The 24,209-nt window shown below is 35.7% G+C and carries 18 protein-coding genes, 1 tRNA gene and 2 pseudogenes; 12 read left to right on the top strand and 9 right to left on the bottom strand.

All coding sequences use genetic code 11. The features are described 5' to 3' along the window. The first annotated feature begins 59 nt into the window (after window positions 1-59). Window positions 60-389, top strand: coding sequence for a DUF3155 domain-containing protein (locus tag OXU93_RS04690; protein WP_267382804.1), 330 nt, complete (start codon window positions 60-62; stop codon window positions 387-389). A gap of 111 nt (window positions 390-500) precedes the next feature. Here OXU93_RS04690 and OXU93_RS04685 read toward each other — a convergent pair whose 3' ends face one another. Together OXU93_RS04685 and OXU93_RS04680 are read right to left on the bottom strand one after the other, a co-directional pair. Further along, complete coding sequence (locus OXU93_RS04685; RefSeq protein WP_267382795.1) at window positions 501-1,055, bottom strand: cofactor assembly of complex C subunit B; 555 nt, start codon at window positions 1,053-1,055, stop codon at window positions 501-503. Window positions 1,056-1,141: 86 nt separating this feature from the next. After that, window positions 1,142-1,522 (bottom strand): DUF4359 domain-containing protein, encoded by a 381-nt coding sequence (locus tag OXU93_RS04680; RefSeq protein ID WP_267382792.1) that lies wholly within the window; start codon window positions 1,520-1,522, stop codon window positions 1,142-1,144. Between the two features lie 102 nt (window positions 1,523-1,624). Here OXU93_RS04680 and OXU93_RS04675 point away from each other — a divergent pair. Next, window positions 1,625-1,697 (top strand) — tRNA-His (locus tag OXU93_RS04675). A gap of 54 nt (window positions 1,698-1,751) precedes the next feature. Here OXU93_RS04675 and OXU93_RS04670 read toward each other — a convergent pair. The 4 genes from OXU93_RS04670 to OXU93_RS04655 form a co-directional block, all read right to left on the bottom strand. Next, on the bottom strand, window positions 1,752-2,306 hold the full coding sequence (locus OXU93_RS04670; RefSeq protein ID WP_267382790.1) for a DUF2808 domain-containing protein: 555 nt from the start codon (window positions 2,304-2,306) through the stop codon (window positions 1,752-1,754). A 79-nt stretch (window positions 2,307-2,385) separates the two neighbouring features. Next, entirely contained in the window at window positions 2,386-4,542 is a 2,157-nt protein-coding gene (locus OXU93_RS04665) for a polyribonucleotide nucleotidyltransferase (protein ID WP_267382788.1), read from the bottom strand. Window positions 4,543-5,286: 744 nt separating this feature from the next. Beyond that, window positions 5,287-7,014 carry a DNA mismatch repair endonuclease MutL gene (gene mutL, locus OXU93_RS04660; protein WP_267382786.1) on the bottom strand — a complete coding sequence of 576 codons (1,728 nt, stop codon included), beginning with the start codon at window positions 7,012-7,014 and terminating at the stop codon, window positions 5,287-5,289. A 241-nt stretch (window positions 7,015-7,255) separates the two neighbouring features. Beyond that, complete coding sequence (locus tag OXU93_RS04655; RefSeq protein WP_267382783.1) at window positions 7,256-8,002, bottom strand: response regulator transcription factor; 747 nt, start codon at window positions 8,000-8,002, stop codon at window positions 7,256-7,258. Window positions 8,003-8,198: 196 nt separating this feature from the next. Between OXU93_RS04655 and OXU93_RS04650 the strand changes: the two genes are divergently transcribed. The 3 genes from OXU93_RS04650 (at window position 8,199) to hypB (ending at window position 10,545) form a co-directional block, all read left to right on the top strand. Beyond that, entirely contained in the window at window positions 8,199-9,248 is a 1,050-nt protein-coding gene (locus tag OXU93_RS04650) for a YheT family hydrolase (protein WP_267382781.1), read from the top strand. Window positions 9,249-9,357: 109 nt separating this feature from the next. Beyond that, window positions 9,358-9,687: a hydrogenase maturation nickel metallochaperone HypA gene (hypA, locus tag OXU93_RS04645; protein WP_267382778.1), complete on the top strand. Its 330-nt coding sequence runs from the start codon at window positions 9,358-9,360 to the stop codon at window positions 9,685-9,687. Window positions 9,688-9,693: 6 nt separating this feature from the next. Then, the gene (gene hypB / locus OXU93_RS04640) at window positions 9,694-10,545 is read left to right on the top strand and encodes a hydrogenase nickel incorporation protein HypB (RefSeq protein ID WP_267382775.1); all 852 of its coding nucleotides are present in this window, start codon (window positions 9,694-9,696) and stop codon (window positions 10,543-10,545) included. Between the two features lie 86 nt (window positions 10,546-10,631). Here hypB and lepB read toward each other — a convergent pair whose 3' ends face one another. Beyond that, complete coding sequence (gene lepB, locus OXU93_RS04635; protein WP_267382773.1) at window positions 10,632-11,222, bottom strand: signal peptidase I; 591 nt, start codon at window positions 11,220-11,222, stop codon at window positions 10,632-10,634. Between the two features lie 34 nt (window positions 11,223-11,256). Then, a pseudogene (gene mazG / locus OXU93_RS04630) lies at window positions 11,257-12,090 on the bottom strand (nucleoside triphosphate pyrophosphohydrolase). Window positions 12,091-12,637: 547 nt separating this feature from the next. Between mazG and OXU93_RS04625 the strand changes: the two are divergent. From OXU93_RS04625 to OXU93_RS04615, 3 genes and pseudogenes are all read left to right on the top strand, one after another. Continuing rightward, the gene (locus OXU93_RS04625; protein WP_267382771.1) at window positions 12,638-13,426 is read left to right on the top strand and encodes an SAM hydrolase/SAM-dependent halogenase family protein; all 789 of its coding nucleotides are present in this window, start codon (window positions 12,638-12,640) and stop codon (window positions 13,424-13,426) included. A 1,395-nt stretch (window positions 13,427-14,821) separates the two neighbouring features. Beyond that, on the top strand, window positions 14,822-15,016 hold the full coding sequence (locus OXU93_RS04620; RefSeq protein WP_267382769.1) for a hypothetical protein: 195 nt from the start codon (window positions 14,822-14,824) through the stop codon (window positions 15,014-15,016). A 55-nt stretch (window positions 15,017-15,071) separates the two neighbouring features. Further along, window positions 15,072-15,968, top strand: a pseudogene (locus OXU93_RS04615) (ferredoxin-NADP reductase); the annotation flags it as partial. 107 nt (window positions 15,969-16,075) lie between these two features. Here OXU93_RS04615 and map read toward each other — a convergent pair. Beyond that, complete coding sequence (map, locus tag OXU93_RS04610) at window positions 16,076-16,870, bottom strand: type I methionyl aminopeptidase (protein ID WP_267382767.1); 795 nt, start codon at window positions 16,868-16,870, stop codon at window positions 16,076-16,078. A 928-nt stretch (window positions 16,871-17,798) separates the two neighbouring features. Here map and OXU93_RS04605 point away from each other — a divergent pair. The 4 genes from OXU93_RS04605 to OXU93_RS04590 all read left to right on the top strand — a co-directional run bounded on the left by OXU93_RS04605 (window position 17,799) and on the right by OXU93_RS04590 (window position 24,072). Next, complete coding sequence (locus tag OXU93_RS04605) at window positions 17,799-19,547, top strand: iron uptake porin (RefSeq protein WP_267382765.1); 1,749 nt, start codon at window positions 17,799-17,801, stop codon at window positions 19,545-19,547. Between the two features lie 1,674 nt (window positions 19,548-21,221). Then, window positions 21,222-22,322: a tRNA guanosine(34) transglycosylase Tgt gene (gene tgt, locus OXU93_RS04600; protein WP_267382762.1), complete on the top strand. Its 1,101-nt coding sequence runs from the start codon at window positions 21,222-21,224 to the stop codon at window positions 22,320-22,322. Between the two features lie 96 nt (window positions 22,323-22,418). Beyond that, a complete protein-coding gene (cbiT, locus tag OXU93_RS04595) occupies window positions 22,419-23,009 on the top strand; it encodes a precorrin-6Y C5,15-methyltransferase subunit CbiT (protein ID WP_267382759.1) in 591 nt (196 codons plus the stop codon). Window positions 23,010-23,184: 175 nt separating this feature from the next. Beyond that, window positions 23,185-24,072: a phosphatidate cytidylyltransferase gene (locus tag OXU93_RS04590; RefSeq protein ID WP_267382757.1), complete on the top strand. Its 888-nt coding sequence runs from the start codon at window positions 23,185-23,187 to the stop codon at window positions 24,070-24,072. Window positions 24,073-24,209: the final 137 nt, after the last annotated feature.

Genomic DNA, 24,209 nt, shown 5'->3' with positions numbered 1-24,209 from the left:
ATGCCCTTAACTTTTGTAACTATGATTACAGCATGTATCCAGAATAGGAGGTAATCGGGTTGGCAAGGAAACGTAAGCGTAAGAGTCGTCGCCGTCAAGAAGGTCGCAAGATTCTCGAGATTGTACCCCAGTATAGTATCGAAAGTGGTGAAGATAAACCTGTGACAGCCGCAAGGAAGCATATCGGGGCGATCGGGATTCAGCCTCCAGCTTTGCTAATCGTCAAGCGAAATGAGCATACAACTGATAGATACTTTTGGGCAGAAAAGGGTTTATTTGGTGCTCAGTATGTTGAAGAAAATCATTTTCTCTTTCCCAGTTTGCGAGAATTTCAACCTTCTGTACCGGGTAGAGTTCCTGCAGTGGTGGCCGTTGGAAGTGATCGTTAAAAGATAAGCATAGTCGTTGACTCATTTTTAATGAGCTTTGGTATTCCATTTCCCACTCTAATCTAGATATAAGTAGATTGGGAAATGTTTTACTGTGATTATAGTTTCCTCTTAAGGATTATAAGCGGACTTCAGAAATTCTACTTTTTGTAGTTTAGCCAGTTCGTCCCGATGAGCTGTTATTATGACTAAGCTTTGTATGTTCTCATCTAGTTGTGATTGGTTAGGTTCCGAGATACTTTTTACCTCAAGGAAAACTTGTTCAACACGCCCTGACTTCTTCCAATAAAATAGTCCACTGACTGGACACAAAAAAACTAGTCCTAGAAACAACAAGGTAAGCGAAGGATATAAAAAGGATAAAACCAAGGAGAGACAAAATAATCCTATAGCCGTCAACCCACTCAGGTAGATAGTAAGGAACCAACTAGGACTAACAAAACCCTCAAAAACCATAGTCTGACATAGGGGATCAACAGAACTGATATGATAAGCACGTTGAGTGAAATATACTTGTAGCTGACTTAAAAGCTGTTCGATCGATTCTCGTGGGGTTAACTTGATCTGTTCAGTGCGATCCTTAGCAGATGCGCGAATGAAAAAGAACAACCCCATAATTAACAAAAGAGTAAGAAAAAAAGTTGAGCTAAGAATAGGAAGATTCACAAAGTTAAGGGGGTAGGTTAGTTATCTATGATGATCAGTTACGATAAATTCCTAATTTATTGTTAAATAATAGATCAAAACTTGTCTTAGAATTCCTGGATCTCGTATGTGTAAAATTTTTGCAAAGCCCCTATTGTACCAAATTCATAACTTGGAATTGGGAAAGGTAATGATAACTGAGTTTCGTAGACACTAAATAGAAGATAGTTTCGCCGAATAGTCTCTTTTGCAATTATTTGTTCAATTTGAGGGCGTCCTGTATCTACCAAAGTTTTGCAATAGCTCCGCAAGAAGTCTCCTAATTGTTGAGGAGCTTGGAGACAGACTTCTTGTTTTAAATATTCGGTTAGAGTATCAGTAGCATAGTGTTCGTAGTCATTCTGTCCAGGGTTAGTGACTATCATTAGAACACCGAGCCCAGCCAACGCAACCCCTCCCACTGCATTCGCTAATTGTAACGCTTCCATCGCAGTTTTAGTTATCTAATTTGTTCAACTATTAGGGTAACTTATTTTAGACGATCATGAAACAAACAAAAAGTATGTTATATTAAGTACCGGGTATACATGGCGAGCGTAGCCAAGTGGTTAAGGCAGCGGTTTGTGGTACCGCCATTCGTGGGTTCAAGTCCCATCGCTCGCCCTAGTTTCTATATTTTTTATCTTCCTCTTCTAATTTAAGGACTGTTCTCTAGGTTCAGGGGAAATGATTATCTTGTTGGGAAAAATGAAGTCTACCGAGTCCAAGATATAATCCCAAAGACTTTTGTCCTTTGGGATAAGCAGTCAGACTGAATGTATAAACTCCTGCTGAATCAGGATTTTGCTGTGGTTTTAATCCAACAGTAAAGGTTGTTCCTGAAGCAATGGGATAATCAAAAATGAGGGTAATAACCCCATTATCTAAATTTTTCTTTATCCGAGCAATAGGCAAAGACTTACCTCGATTATTCGGTTCTCCCTCAAAAGCAAAAGTTTCATCTAAATCAAAATTAATAATTTGAATTGTTTGAACTTGTTGCAGTGTTAGTTTTTCCAGAGGTTCACCAACGTCATCTCCCAACTCAATTGTAAAGTAATACTTTGCCCCCTTCACTCTAATACCACTTGAAGTTGTGATCGTCTTAACTAAACGAGGTGACTTATTAAATATAGTTGTCCCATTCCCTAAGTCCACTGCTAGTCCAGGGAAAACACCAAGAGTCAGTAGACTTGCTATTCCTAAAATAGGTTTAAAATTAAAATGGCCCATTGATCAATCTAAGTTGGGTTTCGAGTTACCTGTACAGGTCAACAGCAACTGACCTGTACCTAGAGTTTAGAGTTAATTGTTAGACAGGAACTGTCGCTTGGCGAGCCGCAGCAGCTTCATCAGGATGAATGCCCAATCGAGTCAAATTAAGGCGGCCTTTACTATCAATTTCTCGTACTTTAACGACAACCTCGTCGCCAACAGCAACTTCATCTTCTACCTTACCCACACGCCCTTCGGCTAATTGAGAAATATGAATCATACCTTCTTTCCCTGGAAGTACTTCGACAAAAGCCCCAATCTGAATAATACGGGTAACACGACCAGCATAAACTTCACCCTCATTAAGTTTGCGAGTCATATTGTAAATGATTTGCTTAGCCTTCTCAGCTTTTTCAGCTTCGAGTGCTGCAATGGTTACAGTTCCATCGTCAGAAATGTCAATTTTAGAACCAGTTTGTTCTGTGATGCCTTTAATAGTTTTGCCACCAGGGCCGATCACTAGCCCGATCATATCGGGATCGATTTTCATAGTCAGTAGACGGGGAGCATAAGGAGATAAACTCGTACGAGGTTTATCAATAGTGGACAACATTCTATCGAGGATATGTAATCGAGCGGGAAGAGCTTGTTCAATAGCTTTTGCCACTACTTCCATGGGTAATCCAGTTATTTTCATATCCATTTGTAGAGCTGTAATACCATTATCAGTGCCAGCTACTTTAAAGTCCATATCACCTAAAAAGTCTTCAATTCCTTGAATATCAGTCAAGATACGAACTTCATCTCCTTCTTTGATGAGCCCCATAGCTGCACCACTAACAGGTTTAGTAATAGGAACTCCTGCATCCATTAAAGCCAGAGTTGAACCACAAACTGACCCCATAGACGTAGAACCATTAGAGGATAACACTTCTGATACTATGCGGATTACATAGGGAAACTCTTCTTTCGGGGGAAGAATCGGGATTATTGCCCGTTCTGCCAAAGCCCCATGTCCAATTTCTCGGCGTCCAGGGGAACGCATCGGTTTTGTCTCCCCAACAGAGAAAGGAGGAAAATTATAGTGATGCAAGTAACGTTTTTCGTCTTCAGGATGGAGATCATCAGCTAGATCCTGAGCATCCCCTGGGGTTCCCAAAGTAGCGAGGGATAGTACTTGTGTTAATCCCCGTCTAAATAAACCACTTCCATGAACTCGTTTGGGTAAGAGGCTAACTTGCGAGGAAATAGAACGGACTTCATCAAGTTTACGACCATCAACGCGAACCCCATCATTAACAATCTGAGAACGCATTAATTCTTTAGTCAAATCCTTGTACAGTTTGCTGATAGATTTGGGGTCTTCGGTAGCGGCTATCTTTATGGGGTCTTCTTTAGGTAATTCAGCGATAACCTTGTTAACTTTATTTTCTTTAATCTCATCAAGACATTTATCTCGACTACTTTTATCAAGATCGTATTCTATCAATACCTTTTTAATTGATTCCGAGGCATTATCACGGATAAATGTTTCAACGGCTTCATTCACTAGTGGGGGTTCTTCGGTAGTTAGTTCGAGTTCTAACGCTTCCATCACATCCCACTGCGCTTGAATAAGATCCCGCACTGCTTCATAGCCAAAGTCAATTGCTTCGATGATATCTTGTTCTGGGAGTTGATTAGCTCCCGCTTCAACCATGACTACTCCATCGGGACTTCCCGCAACTACTAGATCTAAGTCTCCTGTGTCTATTTCTCGGTAGGTAGGGTTAATAATAAAATCATCCCCAATTAACCCTACTCTAACGGCAGCCATTGGACCAAAGAAGGGAATCTTTGCAGCAATCATCGCAATTGATGATCCTGTGACTGCAAGAACGTCAGGGGGAACTTCTTCATCCATCGAAAGAGTTGTCGCAATAATTTGTATATCATCCCGTATCCAATTGGGGCATAGAGGACGTAGAGGACGATCAATTAGACGGCTAATGAGGATGGCTTTTTCGGGGGGACGCCCCTCTCGTCGCAAAAATCCCCCGGGAATACGCCCTGCGGCATACAGTCTTTCTTCATAGTCTACGGTTAAGGGGAGAAAATCGATTCCTTCTCTCCCTGCTGTTCGTGTTGCAGTTACTAAAACTGCTGTATCTCCAGACTGGATTAAAACAGCTCCCCCTGCTTGCGGGGCTAGTAGTCCCAACTTGAGCCGAATGTCCCGTCCGTCAAAAGATATTGACTTGTCAAACTCTTGCATGTAGCGTTTGTTCCTTTTTTATCACGTTTCTTCTTCTAAGGCAATCCTAACATTTTTAGTTCATCCTCGCTGATTTCTCTGTTACGTATACCTTAGATATTGATGTTGTAGGGAATGTGGTAAGACGAAGATTGATAAACAGTAAAAGATTTTATACGTTTTTTGTTTAAATACGATGAAAATTATTATATTTTCATCGTATTTAAACAAAAGTGATTAACCTTAGATTTTTAATAAATAATATTTCGGCAAAAATAAATAGTAAAATAATAGCAGGCAAAATCAAATATTATCATTGCCGAGCTTTACATCAATTAAATTAAATAAAAATTAATGGCTTATCAATAAAAACTGTCACTCTGTATTATTTTAATTTAAATTAGCAGGTTAATATAAAAAGTTTATTGACTTAGTACACTTAAATTCTAATTGACTAAGTCACGATATTAGGCGTTCTACTTCTTTGTAGAAGTATAATTTCAAAAGAAAATAGATGTATAAATAGTAGAATGTATTAACAAATAATAAGTAAAAGTTATCTATAAAAAAGTTCATGAAGTTTTTACAAAATACGGAAAAATTACAGCTAGATTAAAATATTCACAATAAAGATATCACTATAAAAAAGTATGTACTATTCTTGAACAAGAGTAATAGTAATAAGACTAAAATAACAATCTAATTTATGATTTATATTGACTTCTATTTTGTTGTTTTTGACAAATAAATTTACTTCTAAAGTTATTAAACCCCATGGCTTTTTCCGATTACCCAATGACGACGGAAAAACTTAGATAAAGAAGAATCTTCTAAAGATAAATAAATCGGTCTACCATGAGGGCAAGTCCGGGGATTTCGAGTGATTATCCAATTATCTAAAAGGTCTTGCATCTGAGGTAAATTCATTGGGGTCCCATTGCGAATTGCACTACGACAGGCAGTAGCCACTTGCGCCGTTTCTAAATCTTCTCCTAAACTCAACTCTATCAAAGCATCTTTACAATCATCCCTTTTACCTAGTATTTTGGGAATGGTACGAATTGCCCACATTTTATTACCGAAGCCTTCAACCTTTAACCCAATATTTTGTAATTGTTCAACTTGGCAATCTGATAGTTTTTCTAAAATTATGGGTGTATCTAAGCTTATAAATTCCCAATTTTTTTGTAACTTTTCATATATAATTCTTTCTTGGGCAATATGTTGTTCAATTAACCATAACCCATTTGAATGTTCCGCCACAATATAAGTATTACGTACTTGTGCTATCGCCTTTAAAGGCATTAATTTTATCTCATTAGAAGTTTTAGATAAAATATGATTATTTGCTTTCGTTTCTACCGCTTTAATTAACTTTTGAACACGTTTATTTTGAGACGATATTGATAGGCTTTGAGGAAATAGTTGCAACCCTTGTTCAATAATATTAGGGATCGTTTTTTGCCAAAAATCAATAGAATCAAGATAAATTTCAGCTTTAGCAGGATGACGATTCCAATCAATATGATTAGGAGAAATAGTTAGATGAAGAAAACAAATGGGAAAGCGCTCTTTAGGTAAGGCTCGACTAAAAGCTTTTAGGATAGTTCTTTCTAATTGAGGTAATCGCACAACACGCCCATTGATTCCTACTTTAACCCAATCGGGTCGTCGGCGATGACAGCGATCAGGCAATCCTAAAGTCACTTCGACCAGTCCGTTTTTTTCTAAAAGTGATGAAGGTATATCGAGTAATTGCGCCTTTTCTAAAGACTGTGGCACGCAATTTCCGGTAATTTTTACTTGTTGTGAAATAAATTGTAAATCATGATAATGAATTCGTTTCAGGAGTTGGGGCAAAATATCCTGAGCTGTTTTTCCAGGACCAATATTAAGATACAATCGCTCATTATGCCATACCTGCCAATTTACCTGAGGATGGCATAAAGCTAGATTTTCAACAATTGTTTGTATTGCCTTTAGTTGTTGCGAGAAAGAAGGTAAACCTCGACGACGTACTGGCATATTTCCAAACAAATTGGAGCCAGTCACTATTGTTCCTGGAGCAATAGCCGTTGGTTGTTCTATTAAGGGAGTTCCTGGTTTATCATAACGTAGATGCCATCCTATCCCTTGAGAGTCTGTCGCATAACGGCTAGCAATTTCCAACTCACAGACCTGGGCTAAACTATGTAATGCTTCTCCTCGAAATCCTAGACTAGTAATTTTCGCTAAATCATTGAAGTGAGTAATTTTACTGGTACTGTGAGGTCTAGCACAGTTACGTAAGTTATTGAGAGACATCCCCTTACCATTATCTGCCACCTTTACACACCATGCCTCTGGTAAGAGAGAAATAACTAGACGAGTTGCTTGGGCATCAAGGGCATTTTCAGCTAACTCACGCACCACCGCGGCTAGAGAGTCAATTACTTCTCCAGCAGCAATGAGGCTAATAACATCTGAAGGTAAGGGTTGAATGGGGGGAGACATAAAGTAGTTGTCAAATTGCCAAGTTAAAAACTTAACTTCCTGTTGACTTAAGTTTGAAAACTAAAGACTTATTTTAAGCCTTTACTACCATGGAAGGGAAGTTGATGGCTTCCTAATCATCTCACGATAAAAGTGAATTACCTTACAAGTAAACGTTAGGAATTTTATCGCTACAAACCCCCCATCTTAATCGTTGCTAAGGGCGTCAAAACCTAAATACCTCTCCCTGATTATGCATCACTCAAACAGTGGCCGCATCAGGTTCAGGTTGTTCAATAAGTTGTTCAGCACTAGGTAACTCTAGGCAATAACCTGCACCATACACAGTTTTGATATAGCAAGGATGTCTAGGATCTGGTTCTAATTTAGTCCTTAAGTGGCGGATATGAACCCGAATAGTTTCAATATCGTCATCGGGATCGTATCCCCAAACTTCTTTAAGAATTTCACTTGGAGAGACAGTTTGTCCGTGACGTTGCAAGAGACAATGAAGTAATTCAAATTCTAAATGGGTCAACTTGACAGTCTTTTCAAACCAAATAGCTTCAAATCGCTCTGGAATCAAAGTCAATGGACCATAGTTGAGAATTTCTGAATGTTTAGCTGCTTGCGGAATTCGGTCAGTCCGTCGTAACAACGCCCGAACTCTAGCTAACATTTCTTCTACCTCAAATGGTTTGGTGAGATAGTCATCAGCTCCAGCATTAAACCCTTCTACTTTGTCTTGAGTTTGCCCTAAAGCACTTAACATCAATACAGGAATATCGGCTGTGCGATCGTCTCGGCGCAGTCGCTGACAGACAGTGAAACCATCAACCTTAGGCAACATCAGGTCAAGCATGATTAAGTCTGGTTGTAATTGAACGGCTAAAGCTTGTCCTTTAATACCGTCTTCTGCTTGATTGACATCATAACCGGCCATCTCCAAATTGATGGAGACTAATTCAGCAATTGCAGCATCGTCGTCTATTACTAATATTCGAGGCATAACATAAGATAGTAATTACTATCGTGTATTGTAAAGGCTAACTAAGAAATGCGATCGGAAAATAAAGAATCCTGTCCCGATTATAAGCATGATTCTGAGAAAGAGAGTCTAAGATTGTTAGTCTTTGCTGATATAACCTTCGATTATCTCCTGAATAATGTTAGGATTAGCTGAAAAATTTCGAATTTTGTAAGCTATGTCTTCTAGCTTCTATCCCGCGCCTCTACTGAGACATGGGCTATCAATGACTATATATACAACCTTGCGATCAGGCAGTAACTGGACAAAAACAATTTGTCATAAAGAACCCTCTTATCAAGACTGTATTTTTCAGGGAGCTAATGGCGTTCCTTTATTTGGCCGCATTGCTATTTCTGATCAACCCCAAGGAACAATTATTGGAACCTATGGCATTACAGGAAATTTAGATAATCAATGGTTTTTGAGATTGTTGGGACGTAAGGGATGGGCAGAAAATTATGCTATGGTTTTATTTGATTGGAGAGCTCATGGGAAAACGGCAGAGTTATCTCCATCACTAACATCCAACGGTTTACATGAAGGAGAAGATTTTGTAAGGATTGCAGCGCAAGCAAAAGCAATGGGGTGTCCTGCACCATTTTGGTTTACAGGTTATTCTTTGGGGGGACAACTGGCATTATGGGGAGTTAAAGCTACCGAAACTTTATCCGACTGGGGTGGTAATTTACCTTTAGATGCCTCGGAGATTGGAGGAGCGGCAGTAATTTGCCCAAATCTTGATACTAATCGTTCTCTGTCCTATTTAATGCTTTCTCCATTAGGACGATATATCGAACAATCTATTGCTAAAAATATTAATAATTTAGCTTGGCGTATTTATCAACGCTATCCTTATAGCATCAATCCTAATGCCATTAAGCGAGCTAATAGTATTTGTAAATTTGACGAAGAATTAGTAATTCAACCATTAGGTTTTCCTTCGGTAGAAGACTACTATCGAGCGAGTAGCCCTTTACCCTTTTTAAGGTATTTAACTAAACCTACTTTGATTATCTACGCTGCAGATGATCCGATGTTTGATCCATCAATCATCTCTGACTTACACAAAGCTTGCAAGGATAATAATCAAGTTAAATTACTGCTAACTAAATATGGTGGACATGTTCATTATTTAAATAGTAAAAAAGGACAGAAATTAGCAAATGATCCTGATGTTTGGTGGGCATGGAATAGAGTTTTAGAGTGGTTTTTGTTGAAAAGCTAATCTTAAATAGCTATTAATAATAAAGCAAAATCTTAAAATAGACTATTATTTTTAATAATTTACAGTTAAATATACTAGGATAGTCATATTCCTGTTTTTATCAATATTTATGCATGAATTAGGAATTACTCGAAATGTTGTAGCTATTGTGGCTGAACACGCTAAAGGATTACTGGTTAAGCGTGTCACTCTAGAGATAGGACAACTGTCAACAGTTATGGTTGATTCGATTTATTTTTGTTTTGATATTTGCTGTCAAGGAACAGTTTTAGAAGGTGCAACTTTAGAGATTATTGAAGTGCCAGGGAGAGGAAAATGTCAAAACTGTGGGGCAGAAGTCAACCTTTCTCAACCTTTTGGGAGTTGTGATTGCTGTCACAGCGTCAAGTTAGATATTATTCAAGGACAAGAATTAAAAATTAAGGAAATAGAGGTATAAAAGGAAATGTGCATAACATGTGGTTGTTCAGATAATGCTCAAATCCAATTTACTAGTTTCGAAACGGAAGTTAAAACAAAATTCGACGAGCACCATTACGATAAAGCTTTAGAGGATGAGACAATAGCTGCCCATTCCCATAATCATCAAAGTCATCACTCTCATCCTACAACAAAGTCACCTCAATTTCATTCTCAAGTACACGGTACAAGCCTTAGCTTAGAAGAAAACATTCTAAAAAAAAATGACTCGATCGCAGCACAGAATCGAATTTGGTTTAAAAAACATAATATTCTGGCTTTAAATTTAGTGAGTTCTCCAGGTTCAGGGAAGACAACTTTACTGACTAGAACAATTAAGGATTTAAAAGACAGGATAACAATTAGTGTGGTTGAAGGAGATCAAGAAACGGAAAATGATGCCCGTAAAATACAGAAAACTGGATGTAAGGTTATTCAAATTAATACAGGGACAGGATGTCATCTAGAAGCAGCAATGATAGAAAAAAGTTGCACAGAATTAAATCTTCCTACTAATTCTGTTTTGATGATTGAAAATGTAGGTAATTTAGTTTGTCCAGCATTATTCGATTTAGGCGAGTATACTAAAGTTGCCATTCTTTCTGTAACGGAAGGAGAAGATAAACCAATAAAATATCCCCATATGTTTCGAAAAAGTAACGTAATAATTCTAACAAAAATTGATTTACTTCCTTATCTTCAGTTTGATATAAACCGTTGTTTAAATTACGCCAAACAAGTTAATCCTAATATTCGCATTTTTCAAGTTTCTTCAGTTACAGGAGAGGGTTTATCGACTTGGTATGATTGGGTAAAAAATACTCTAAAAAAGATTTAAAGAAATATTAGACTCAGAATTTATGAAGTTTTCTAGAGTTTATGCGCATCAATGAATCACCTCTGAACCCCCTAGGTATTGATGATTCAAACATTGCCAATTCGCTGAAAAGGGAAAAATCTAAAAACTGCATGGCCAATTACATTTTCTCTAGGCAAAAAACCCCAGATGTGGGAATCATTGCTGTTATTTCGATTATCTCCCATAACAAATAATTGGCTATCAGGAATAGTAATAGGTTTCAAGTTATAATGAGGAGATTCTAAAATATAATCTTCTGGTAGTGATTGATTGTCAATATACACTTTTCCATCGATAATAGCGATAGTTTCTCCTCCGACTCCAACAACTCTTTTAATAAATGCTTGTTCTTTTTTATATCCCTGTAATCTCAATTGTATAGGAGGTTCGAACACAACAACATCACCTCTTTGGGGAGGATGAAAATAATAAGAAACTTTTTCTATTACCAAGCGATCACCTTCTTGTAGTGTCGGTAACATAGACTCAGATGGAATGTAGCGTGGCTCAGCAATGAAAGTGCGAATAATGAATGCTAAAATCGAGGCGATAACAACAATTTTCAAATTTTCTAAAAGTATTTTCCAAATTTGATTCTTTACTTTTTTTGATTCGCAATCTGCAGAACTATTTGCCTTTTCTTCTTCTAAGCTCATAAAAATTCCAATGGTCTGTATAAAAATTAGTTTGTTATTGGTCTAAGTATTTTTTCGCTTTTTGCCACAAGGTTTTCAATTCATCTAGAGTATAACCCGTTCAGGAGCCTTCAGCAAAAGTTTCCATTACTGATAACCGTTGAATAAATTTTTTATTGGTTTCCTGCAAGGCATCTGAAGAATTTAGACCATAAAATTGAGCAATATTTAGTATTATGAATAATAAATTCCCTAACTCTGATTTTTGGCATTTTATATCTTTTTTCTCTAAAGATTGTCTAAATTCCCCTAACTCTTCAGTAAATTTTTCCCAGACTTCATTTACAGTCCCCCATTGAAACCCGGCAGATGCAGCTTCAACCAAGATTTTATCACTAGCCATTAAAGGGGGTAGAGTTTGATTATAGCGACTTAATTTACGACTTAGTAGTTGAGCAGTTTCTGGAGTTTCTGATTTCTCTTGAGCCTTGATTATTTCCCAGTTTTGACGAATTTCCTCTTGATTTGCGACTTTTATATCCCCAAAAACATGGGGATGACGACGGATTAGTTTTTTAGTAATGCCTTGAGCAACTTCTTTTAAACTGAAGTGTTCCTCTTCACTAGCAATTTGGGCTTGTAATATTACTTGTAATAATAAATCCCCTAATTCCTCAACAATAGCTTGGTTATCTCTACTCTTGAGAGCATAAACTACTTCATAGGCTTCTTCAATAACATAGGGAATGAGGGTTTGGGCAGTTTGAGCCAAATCCCAGGGACATCCTTCATCAGGTGATCGTAGTCTGTTCACTACTTTGATTAAGCTATTAAGTGCTTCTAGAAGAGAATCGTCAGCCTGGCTAGGAATTTTCTGGGGATTAGACATAGATGGTAGCAATAAATAAACATTTATCTATTCTTATTCAGATTGTCTCCTTATGTAAAGACAAAAATTATTAGAAACCACTTTTAAACAAAGTGTTAAGTCAAGGTATTTTAGACAAACTATTGTTATCGCTCCACAGTAATAAACTTGAGAGTATGTCAATGTAGCTTGGTATACTTTCAGGTTCTCTGAATATGTATTATATAAACAGTTTTTTCTGCTAAGTGGCAGGAAAAGTATTTTTAGTCTTAGACAATAGCAACCTATCCACAATAAGTATAAATCATCTACTTATTGTGGATAGGTTAGTATTCTAGTATTTGAAACTACGGCAAAATATAAAATAGATTAAAAATACCTATAAAAAATTTTTCAATGAGTGTGCGCTGTTTGTTTTAGATGTTATTAAATTATTTCATTCTGTAGAGTTATCGACGCCATTATATAATTTATATGTATTCTCGAATTAGTATTTACTCACTGTCTTATAGTTTTTAAGCCCAATATTTAACACAGATACAACTTGATTTTTTTCTACATACAACCCATGAATAATTCAACTGTGATCGCCTTATTAACTGACTTCGGTTTACAAGATAGTTATGTAAGCATTATCAAGGGGACAATAGCCTGTATCAACCCCTATTTAAATATTATCGATATTGTTCATAATATCCCCCCCCAGAATGTTGCCGCTGGACGTTTTTGTCTAATGAATGCTTATCCTTTTTTCCCTGATGGAACTGTATACGTTGCAGTTGTTGATCCAGAAGTAGGAAGTCAAAGAAGAGGGGTAGCAATCCAATGCCCTCAGGGGTATTTAGTTGGCCCTGACAATGGACTATTTGGAGGTGTTCTGAGTTTATCTAAGGCAACAGCAGCAGTAGAGTTAACTAATCCCAATTATTGGCGAGTTAGACAGCCCAGTTTGACTTTTCATGGAAGGGATATTTTTGCTTCTGTAGGGGCACATTTAGCCAGTGGGCTCTCTCTCTCTGCTTTGGGACCTCCTATCAGTCTCGATAGTTTAATTGAATTACCCCTTAAAGAAGTGATGGTAACAGCTAGCCATATTCATGGTTGTATTCAATATGTTGATAATTTTGGTAATATTATTACTAATATTTCAGAGAAGTTAGTCAAGGATCATAACTGGTCAGTTGAAATAGCAAAGCAACGGATTAAAACTGCATTGACTTATAGTGAAGTAGCTCAGGAAGAATTGGTCAGTTTTATCGGTAGTCATGGTTGGGTAGAGATTGCGATGAATGGCAGTAGTGCTCAACAAAAGTTAAAAGTTAATCTGGGTGATCAGGTAAATATTTCTATTGGATAAAAATGATGTTTTAGTGATTTTGACAAGGAAAGCTTTTATATATAAATAACACAATACCGTTGAGTAATATTTAAGATAAATTAAAAATAACTTTTTGTAATATGTATAAATTTACTAATTTATTTTATATCTAAAAATAGATAAATGAATATTGATTATTATTTCATTGTTTTTATTTGAAAATAAAACATGAATGCTGATTATAATCCCTAATAATATATAACGAAGTAATCAGATTAATTTACAAATTATAGTTAATGTTCAGTAAATAGCTGATAGTAAAAATTATTATACAAATAAATTTTATCATTGTTACCATTCTTTTTTACTGTGATAGTTTGAGGTATAGTAGCCAAGTTATTAAAAATTAAATATTACATCATAGCAGCTAACATCTGTGATATGATTGCCATTTAAAATAAAAAATATAAAAGTAAAGCCTAAATAATTTGTGAATAGATATCAACTATTAGATTCTGATTTACACTGTTTTTAAATTAAGAGTACAGTCTATTTAATTCATGCCTGAAAAGTATTAAATTAAACAATCTATATTAATTACAACTAATTTGTGTTAATTAAATAAAACACGAATATTATAATTAGTGCTTTTTAGTAATTTATTTTTACTAAAAAGCACTAATTATTTTTGATATAATAAATATTTATACCATTTTATTTGACCATACATTTACTTTTGTTTACAAGAATTGATTAAGTCTTTAATAATATATTATTTTAATAAGTTTTTATTTAGCAATTATGAAGCCAAATATATTTTGACAATTTGTGCAAATTTTAAATACACTAAAGCAGTAAATAAAAACAAACAAAAAAAAAAGAAGAAGACTTATACTAACAAGCTAAAACGTTTAACTATAATATAAATAATGACAAGTTCATATTAGAAAGTTTAGTCAATATTAATGGAGAAAATATCACTATTGAGGTGAATTATGCTGATCTTATAGTCTTTGCTTATGGTAATTTGGCTGCCAGCCTAAAAATAGCTAACTTTTGGATAATGTATTGTAAGTATAGTTAAAATACTAAGCTTTATAAGCTACAAGCTAAAAAATATCATTCGAACTTTAAATGTTAAAGAGCAATACTTCTTGTTTTTTACCTTAGATAAAAATTTTTACTAAAAAAACCTTAAATGGAGGCAAGGTTGACAGTTTTTAACATTAAAATCAAGTACAATTAACTTGCGACTTAGTATGGGTTTAGATTTCCTAACCTAATTTGCTACTGCACCCAAAGTCTACCAACGGTGGAATACAGTGGTTGCTTTTTGGGCGAATTGGAAACAAGACATAACGTGTAAAATCCCAAGATTGGGACAACTTCGAAAAAAGCAACAGTGGCTTCCAGACACTGTTTACTCACGAGGTTGTGGGGTTAGGTTCAGAATGGCAATCAAATGGTAGTCAAGACTACCATTTGATTGCAGTGGGAGTTGGGTTTCTCTATTACTGTTCCCTATCAGGGAGTGAGTTAGATAAATGTACCGCATTGCTCGTATGGGTTCACATCATCGAGGTCAAACATCTGAACGCAGATACCCCTTTGCAAGTTACCATCAACTGATCAAAAACCCAGGTCGTGAGAACAATCGCAAAGTAACAAGAAACCAACAAGTAGGTCTATGACTCAAGCAAAGGCGAAGATTCCTGTTAATATTTACAAACCCAAAGATCCTTATATTGGAAAGTGTGTCGGAAATTATCCTCTTGTCGCCGAAGGCGGTAGTGGAATTGTTCAACACCTTACTTTTGATATCTCCGGCGGAGACTTACACTATCTGGAAGGACAAAGTATTGGGATTATTCCCCCAGGAACTGACGAAAATGGCAAACCCCATAAGTTAAGACTCTATTCCATCGCATCTACCCGTCATGGTGATAAGCTTGACGATGGAACAGTCTCTTTATGTGTTCGCCAACTCGAGTATAAACACCCTGAAACTGGAGAAACTGTTTATGGTGTTTGTTCGACTCATCTATGTTATCTAGATGTCGGATCTGATGTCGCCATTACCGGACCTGTGGGTAAAGAAATGCTTCTCCCTGATGATGAAGATGCTACTATCATCATGTTAGCAACAGGGACTGGGATTGCTCCCTTCCGTTCATTTCTCTGGCGGATGTTCAAAGAGCAACACGAAGATTATAAATTTAAAGGGTTAGCTTGGTTAATCTTTGGGGTTCCCTACTCTGCCAATATCCTCTACAAAGAGGATTTAGAGAAAATGCAGGCAGACTATCCTAAAAACTTCCGTTTTAGCACTGCCATCAGCCGTGAACAGCAAAATAAAGACGGTGGCAAGATGTATATTCAGCATCGAGTTGCGGAACATGCCGAAGAATTATGGAATATGCTACAACAGCCTAAAACTCACCTATATATGTGTGGACTAAAAGGTATGGAAAGCGGACTGGAAGAAGGACTTGCCCCCTTTGCTCAAAAGCAAGGGGTAGAATGGTCTGACTTTGTTAAGTCTATGAAAAAAGACCATCGTTGGCACGTTGAAGTTTACTAAGCTTTCTCGCTCTAACTTAAGTAGGGTGGGTAGTGCCCGCCTTACTATTATTCTTCTTAGAGTCCATTAGGAGTCAATTGCTGTTAATTCCTAATGGACTCCAGGAGTTAGATGGCAGTGCGATCCGTAAGAATTTCATATCCTGTTTGTGTAACTAACACCGTATGTTCAAATTGTGCAGATAGATAATTATCTACTGTTACTACAGTCCAATGATCGCGCAGTGTCCTTGTATATTTTGACCCTTTATTGACAATCGGTTCGATTGCCAAGGTCATTCCTGCTCGTAGTTTAATATTGGGTAATTTCTTGGTGCGGTAATTAAAAACATAGGGATCTTCATGAAGATTACGTCCTATCCCATGACCAGTATAATCTTCCACAACGCTATAACCATATTCTCTCACTTTATCTTCGATAGCTCCGGCAATATCTAATAAATAATTTCCTGCTCTTACTTGACTAATTCCGGCATTCAATGCTTCTTGAGCTCCATGAATTAGACGAGCGGTTTTCGTTGAAACTTTTCCAACAGGAATAGTAATACAAGAATCTCCATGATAACCTTGAAAATAAGCTCCTGTATCTACTTTCAGCAGATCTCCCACACGAATTTTCCGTTTAGGGCTAGGAATACCATGAACAACTTCCTGGTTAATAGAAGCACAGATAGAAGCAGGAAAGCCATGATATCCTTTGAAACTAGGAGTTGCTCCCATTTCTTTAATTCTGCGTTCGGCATATCTATCTAAATGCTCTGTTGTCATCCCCGGTTTTACAATCATCTCTATCTCTTTGAGGACCGTAGCTACAATTTGAGATGATTTACGCATAATGGCAATCTCTTGGAGAGACTTAGTTTCTATTCTTTGAGCTCTTATTTTATTGCTCAGGATATTCATAGACGTTACAAAAACCTGGAGACTAATTTAAGTTTTCTAAATAAAATTTATAGGTTTGACTCTAGTCAATGAGTCAGGTTAGGACATACTCTGATTTTTTAAATCTAATTAAAAAATATAGATTTGTAACAATAACAATTATTGACTACAAAATCAAGGATAGAGCCTCATAAAATTCTAATAATTAATCATTTTTCCTCAAAATAGTTTAGACTTTACCAATCCTAAATTACTGTTTTTTGTTATGACCATTGATAGATAACAACTCAGAGTATATATTAAGAATTGCATACTATGCGAAGAGTGTCATTGTTACCCTTTTCTATTTTTGTCTAAATACCTTTTGTTCCTCTTATGCAATAAATCTTGTGAACCTATCGTATTATGGCAACTACCCTCAAGGTACTAAACTTGAGTGATGTCTCAAATGACTAAGAAAAATAAGTTTAACAACTTGGCAATACACTCAATGATACTTATAAAATATCTTATCAAATTTTAGCTTGGCAATGAGATACCTAGGGAGTTATTTAACCGCCACTTTTATTAGCTTTAGTTATTTGTAACCTAGAAAGAACAGTAGATCATCTCTCTAATATTGCTCAGAGATTTTATCTCGTTACTGGATATTGAGGTTAAATTTAGTATATCAGAATATTCTTACAATCAGGTTAATAAACGTACTTTTAAATATAGCCCCCTAACATTATTTTAAACATAAAAGAGATAGCTACTTTATCAGATTGTCATTATTGTTTCCTAATACTTTCAGTAAAACTTAGCTAATTTTCGTCTAAACTTTGATCTATCTTGTATAATTTGTCTGTTAGATTAGAAGTAAAAAAATGGGATCAACTGAGTATCAAAGAACATTCTATAGACTCGGTGGTTTTGATACTTCTTATTTCAGGTGTGAGGATTATTCCCAATGTCACGATTCTTTAATCAAATGCTCAAAGCAACCTTAGGGGTCTTGGGAATTCTATGTTCAGTTGCTCAAGGGGGAATTGCATCTTCTGAAAATGAGACAGAAGCAACTAACCCCAATACAATAAACCCGACAGAAGCTCTAGTAATTCTGCAAAATCGTCCCCAATTAGAAAATCCTGTTCATCGTAGTCTCTATAATCATAAATCCAGTGCTTATACCTCTAAAGTTACTAAAGTTTCAGAATTACAGGATATATCCCTTACTCACTGGACTTACGAAGCTTTATCGGGTCTAATTGAACGCTACGGTTGTATTGTCGGTTATCCTGATCAAACTTTCCAAGGTGACCGAACCATTAGTCGTTGGGAGTTTGCCGCAGGCTTAAATACTTGCTTGAATACCATTGAACGACTCTTACAGGAAAACGTTGCTGTTTTACGCGAAGATATTGAAAAACTTAAACGACTAGCCAAAGAATTCGAAAAGGAATTAATTGCCTTAGGTAAAAGGGTTAATAACCTAGAAAGTAGAATAGCGTTTCTCGAAAATTATCAATTTTCTACTACCACTACGTTAAAAGGGGAAGTGCTATTTACTATTTCCTCTACATCGGGAGAGCGGGCTTTAGACGCTCGTAACCAAGACAAGTTTAACCAAGACTTGCAAAACGGTAAATTCACAGACGTACGACGACGCATTGACGACAACGCGACCTTTGGTTATCGGGCTCGTCTTAACTTCAATACTAGCTTTAATGGAAGGGATCGACTTAATGCTCGTCTTCAAGCGGGAAGTCTCTTTAACTTAAGTCATGCTACGGAGACTAACATGGCACGGTTAGGACACGATGCTAATAGTAATGCCGATCTTAAAATGGATAATTTATACTACCGTTTTCCCATCGGTAATTTCACTGGTTATATTGGAGGCGACTCCCTAGATATAGATGATATTTTCGATGAAGGAAACCCATTCTTAAAAAGTTCAGGGACTGGAGCATTGTCACGATTTATCCGCCGTGATCCTATAACTATGCGGGGGGAAGAAGGCATTGGCGCCGGTTTTGCCTACGAATTAAATGATATATTGACCATTCGAGGGCTTTATCTAACCCCTGATAATGACGGTGCTAATCCCGAACTGGGGAGTGGTTTGTTTAATGGAAACTTTAGTACAGGAGGTCAACTTGGATTTTATCCTACTGACAATCTTGCCTTCAACTTCCACTACCTACATAATTACTACAAAAAAAATCATGTCAACTTGACAGCTAGTACCGGTAGTAAATTATCTAGTGATCCTTTTTTGAAAACACCAACGATTCTTGATGCCTATGGAGCTAATGCTAACTGGCGTATCAATAATATGTTTAACTTAACCGGTTGGGTGGGTTATGGATTAGGGCGAGCCCAAGGACTTGATGAAGAAGAAAATGCTCGTCGTGGTTTTGGTGCTGACTTGTGGTCTTGGATGGCAGCCCTTAACGTCATCGATGTCTTTAAAGAGGGAGCGGTTTTTTCTCTTGCAGGTGGTGCTTTTACTCATACAAAACGAGTTGATGCCATTAATGGCGATTTGCAAGTTCCTGATCAGGATACTCCTTATATTATTGAAGCTCAATATCAATACCCTCTTACAAAAAGCATTTTACTGACTCCTGGTTTTTATGTTGTTCTTCAACCTGAGGGCAATAATGACAATAATAGTATTTGGGTTGGAGCTTTACGAACTACCTTCAAATTCTAAACTTAGTTGATCTAATTTAGTTGATTTAACTTATGTCATATTTCAGGTACTTCCCTAATTTAGTAACTATTAAATACGGATTAGGGAATTTATTTAAACTAATTGCAGTTTAAATAAATCTTCTGTAGGGGAGACATTTGTAAAAACTACTAAGTAGTTGAGCCTAAACAAACAATACTATATAAAGAAATGGATACGCTATAAATTCATACTGTAAGAAAAAATTTCTTGAAGAAGCTAAAACAAAACTAAAATTTGATACCAATTTTAAAACTAGCCAAATCAGTTATTAGTAAATCAATTTTCTTATTTATGTAATTCTTGATAAGAAATATTTATATCTATAAATTATTCTATCTTAAATTTAAAGTTATTTTTTGTCTATTAACAAGTATATTTATAAAGCTAAATCAACTATTTAAACTACGGTACAAAATATAGATAAATTTTATCTATATAGCATTTATTTATTTTCTCAATATTTTAATTTATACATAGTGTTTTATATGATAAAAATTGTTCTTGCCTTAAATTGTAAAAAGAAAGAACACGAACAGTAATGTTTATACTTTTTGAAATTAATTTAATTTTAGATAGTTGCTCTATTTATAATAATCTGTATGTATTACTTTTCTTATTTTTGATAGTATATATATTTTCTTTGTCCTTTTATTATATATGAAAACTTTAAATAAGTTCATATATATAAGTTAGATTTACATAGATATTTTAAACTATTTTTTACAGCATTGCAGAATGTCCTGTACTATACATTAATCTAGATTCATTCTATTGATAGCTCATTACTTAAACTATTTAGTAAGCTCAGGCAAAATAAAAGTAGATGCTACATTTATTTTTAACAATGATTAAGTATATAAAAATAGTTAAAACAAATACTACTTAAAATGGCTGTTATAGAAAAAAGACTACAGCAATATAAGTTAGCCAACAATTACTTTTAACAAATATAAAAAGATTTTTTCTTGATATTTATTTATATTTGTATATATGCTTACAAAATTAAGTATTAACGATAATAGTTTATTAATTTTATTTAGTCTTCAACCTTAATTTTACCAAAAAAACTAATTTTATTATCATATCAAGTAAGGAATTCATCGATGGGTTAAATTAAACAATAAAACTGACAGATTGACATTTGATTTCTTTAATCAGAAAACATATACCTCGGACGAAGTATATGTTTTCTGATTATTTAGGGAATAGTAATAAATATTCTATATCGTATATTTTGCATTAGGATATTATCACGTTTGTAAGCAAATTTTCAGAAAAAATTGTTTGTAATATTACATTAGCATGTAATACACTACATGTCGATTTCCTAATAGAAGATTTGCAGCTTCGAATTAAGATGTCTCCTATATTGAAGAAACATGATATAGTCCTTGATATAAGAATACCTCTGTTTATCCCTAAAGTTTGTTTTATTAAAAATCTCAATGGCATTAATGAAAACAATAGTATCTAAGTTCGTTTATACTTTTCGTACTATACACAATTTTTGTTTTTTTTAATTGATTTTTTTAAATATTTCATTAGTCAACTTTTTGTGGACAATTTGTATATCTAAAATATTGAATTCGTATTTAATATAATCAACTTAGTTACAATAGGATAAGTCTGTTAACTTTAGGTTATATAGTTATTTTGGGATTCTCTTTTCAAACTCAAAAAAAATGTTGTAAAACTCACGCTAGGGTCGGGGTTTTGTACACTCCTCATGGACCAGTGGAAACCCCTAGATTTATGCCTGTGGGGACTTTAGCGACAGTTAAAGGACTAACCCCCGCTCAATTAGAAACCACAGGGGCCCAAATGATTTTAGCTAATGCTTATCACCTACATTTGCAACCTGGAGAAATCCTAATTAAAAAAGCGGGTGGACTACATCAGTTTATGGGATGGAATGGTCCAATTCTAACTGATTCTGGTGGATTTCAAGTATTTAGTCTCAGTGAATTGTGTAAAACCCGAGAAATTGGCGTTACTTTCCGTTCTCCTAGGGATGGACGAATTATTGAATTGACTCCTGAACGCTCGATACATATTCAAAATACTTTGGGAGCTGATGTGATTATGGCATTTGATGAATGTCCCCCAGGTCAAGCAGATTATTCAACGGTTGCAGCCGCTACTGAACGGACCTATCGTTGGTTAGAACGATGTATTAATGCCCATCAGCGTCCTCAGGATCAAGCTTTGTTTGGTATTGTTCAAGGGGGGAGCTATCCCGAATTAAGAAAAGCAGCGGTTAAATCATTGGTGGATTTTGATCTACCAGGATATGCTATTGGGGGAGTTAGTGTTGGAGAAGATCTTACCTTAGTTCGAGAAATCGTACAAATCACTGCTCCCTTGCTTCCAGCTAATAAACCTCGTTATTTAATGGGAGTAGGAACTTATCGAGAGATAGCTGTAGCAATCGCGTCCGGCATTGATCTATTTGACTGTGTAATTCCTACTCGTTTTGGCCGCCACGGAACTGCATTAGTGAGAGGAGAACGTTGGAATCTAAAAAACTCTCGGTTCCGCGAGGATTTTAGTCCTCTTGATGTAGATTGTCCTTGTTATACTTGTCAGACCTTCACTAGAGCATATTTGAATCACTTAGTACGAACAAAAGAAATGTTGGGATATACTCTCTTATCCTTACACAACGTCACGGAGTTAGTTAGGTTTACTCAACGAATTCGAGAAGCTATTTTAAGTGATAAGTTTGCAGAAGAGTTTTGTTATTGGTTGGATTAAAAGCTTAAAAAATAAGACTTTATTTTAGTGTTTATAATCGTCCATTTCCTCTGATAATGGAATTAATTGTTATTGTCACAATACACTACTACTTGTATGCTTTGGCCTTACAAAACTCCTGGTATTCCAGATCACCTTTTTGAATGCTTCCCGGGAATTCCCCTAAGCAAACGAGAAGTTCGCCTATTGTTAATTTCTGCTCTACGATTAAATGCCAACTCAATTCTTTGGGATATTGGTGCAGGAACAGGTACAATCCCCGTGGAAATGGGTTTACTCTGTCCTGAAAGTACTATTATTGCTGTAGAACGAGATGAAGATGTAGTAAAATTAATTCGTAATAACTGTGATCGTTTTGGAGTTAGAAATGTAACGATTTTTGAAAGTAGTGCACCTGAATGTTTCGATCAATTACAACCCTTACCTGATCGCATCTGTATTGAAGGGGGCCGACCAATTAAAAACATCGTTACAGAGGCTTGGCAATTTTTAAAGCCTAAAGGCAGATTAATAGCTACCGCCAGCAATCTAGAAACTCTATATTTGATTTCAGAAGGATTAGCTTCACTACAAGCGCGTAATATAGAAGTTGTTCAATCAGGAGTAAACCGTCTAGAAACAAGGGGACTCCATCAGGTTTTTGCTGCTGTCGATCCTAGTTTTATTTTGAGTGGAGAAAAATTGTAATTTCTAAGAGAAAAAGTAGGCAATATGAAAACATTTTCTATAATTTAAGTAGACTACATTCATCCTCAGAGAATTTAGATGATTGAAAACAAAATAACTTGTTAATTTTTTATAGAAATTCGTTTTCTCTTTGTAAAAGTTTCTTAATATTTCTACCCAAATATCACTCTAGCTTATGCCTTGGACTCGGATTATCAGTACTATCGTTGCCATTACCCTTGCCTTAATAATGCTCATTGTTGGAGGGTGGTATTTTACCCTAGGACTCTGCCTAATCGTTTTCTTAGGACAACTAGAATATTTTCAGTTAGTTTGGGCGAAGGGTATTGTTCCCGCTACTAAAACCACCTTAGTAGTATCTCAAGTATTACTGATTACTGCCGCTGTGGCTCCTCCCCTCACCGATGCGCTATTTCCTTTGACAGGAGCTTTAATTTGTTTTTATTTGTTATTCCAATCTAAATTAGCTACTATTGCTGATATTTCAACTTCCATCTTAGGGCTATTTTATGGGGGATACTTACCAAGTTATTGGATAAGATTACGGGTTGGGTTGACCGATACGGTTCCCACGGTAAGTCTTGCTAGTAATAATTTTTCATTTATGGGTTTTTGGACCAAATCATGGACTGAACCCAATTTATTGCCATCGGCATTAATGGTCACTTTTCTTGCTTTTGGCTGTATTTGGGCGGCAGATATTGGAGCTTATGTTATGGGGAAATGGTTAGGGAAAACGCGCTTGTCCTACATTAGCCCTAAGAAAACAGTTGAAGGAGCAATTTTTGGACTCTTAGGAAGTATTATTGTTGCTGAATTAGGAGCTTGGTATTTAACTTGGCCCTATAGATATTTAACTGGACTCTTATTAGGGACACTAATTGGAATTGTTAGCTTATTAGGTGACTTAACTGAATCAATGATGAAAAGAGATGCAGGGGTCAAAGATTCTGGTCAATTAATTCCTGGTCACGGAGGGATTTTAGATCGTACTGATAGTTATGTTTTTACTGCTCCTTTGGTCTATTATTTTGTGACTTTATTATTACCTTTACTTGAATAAGATTAATTATTATTAATAATAATTAATCTTACTTTTTTGTTTTAGATAGTATCAAAAATAATTTACATTTATCAAAAAATAATATGTAATAAAATCTGTATTATTAATCAAGTCAAACCTAACTTCTCTGACCAAAA

The sequence above is a fragment of the Cyanobacterium sp. uoEpiScrs1 genome, from assembly GCF_947331815.1.
Lineage (GTDB): Bacteria > Cyanobacteriota > Cyanobacteriia > Cyanobacteriales > Microcystaceae > Rippkaea.
Note: the sequence above shows the minus strand (reverse complement) of the source record. Positions and strands in the feature narration are given on the sequence as shown.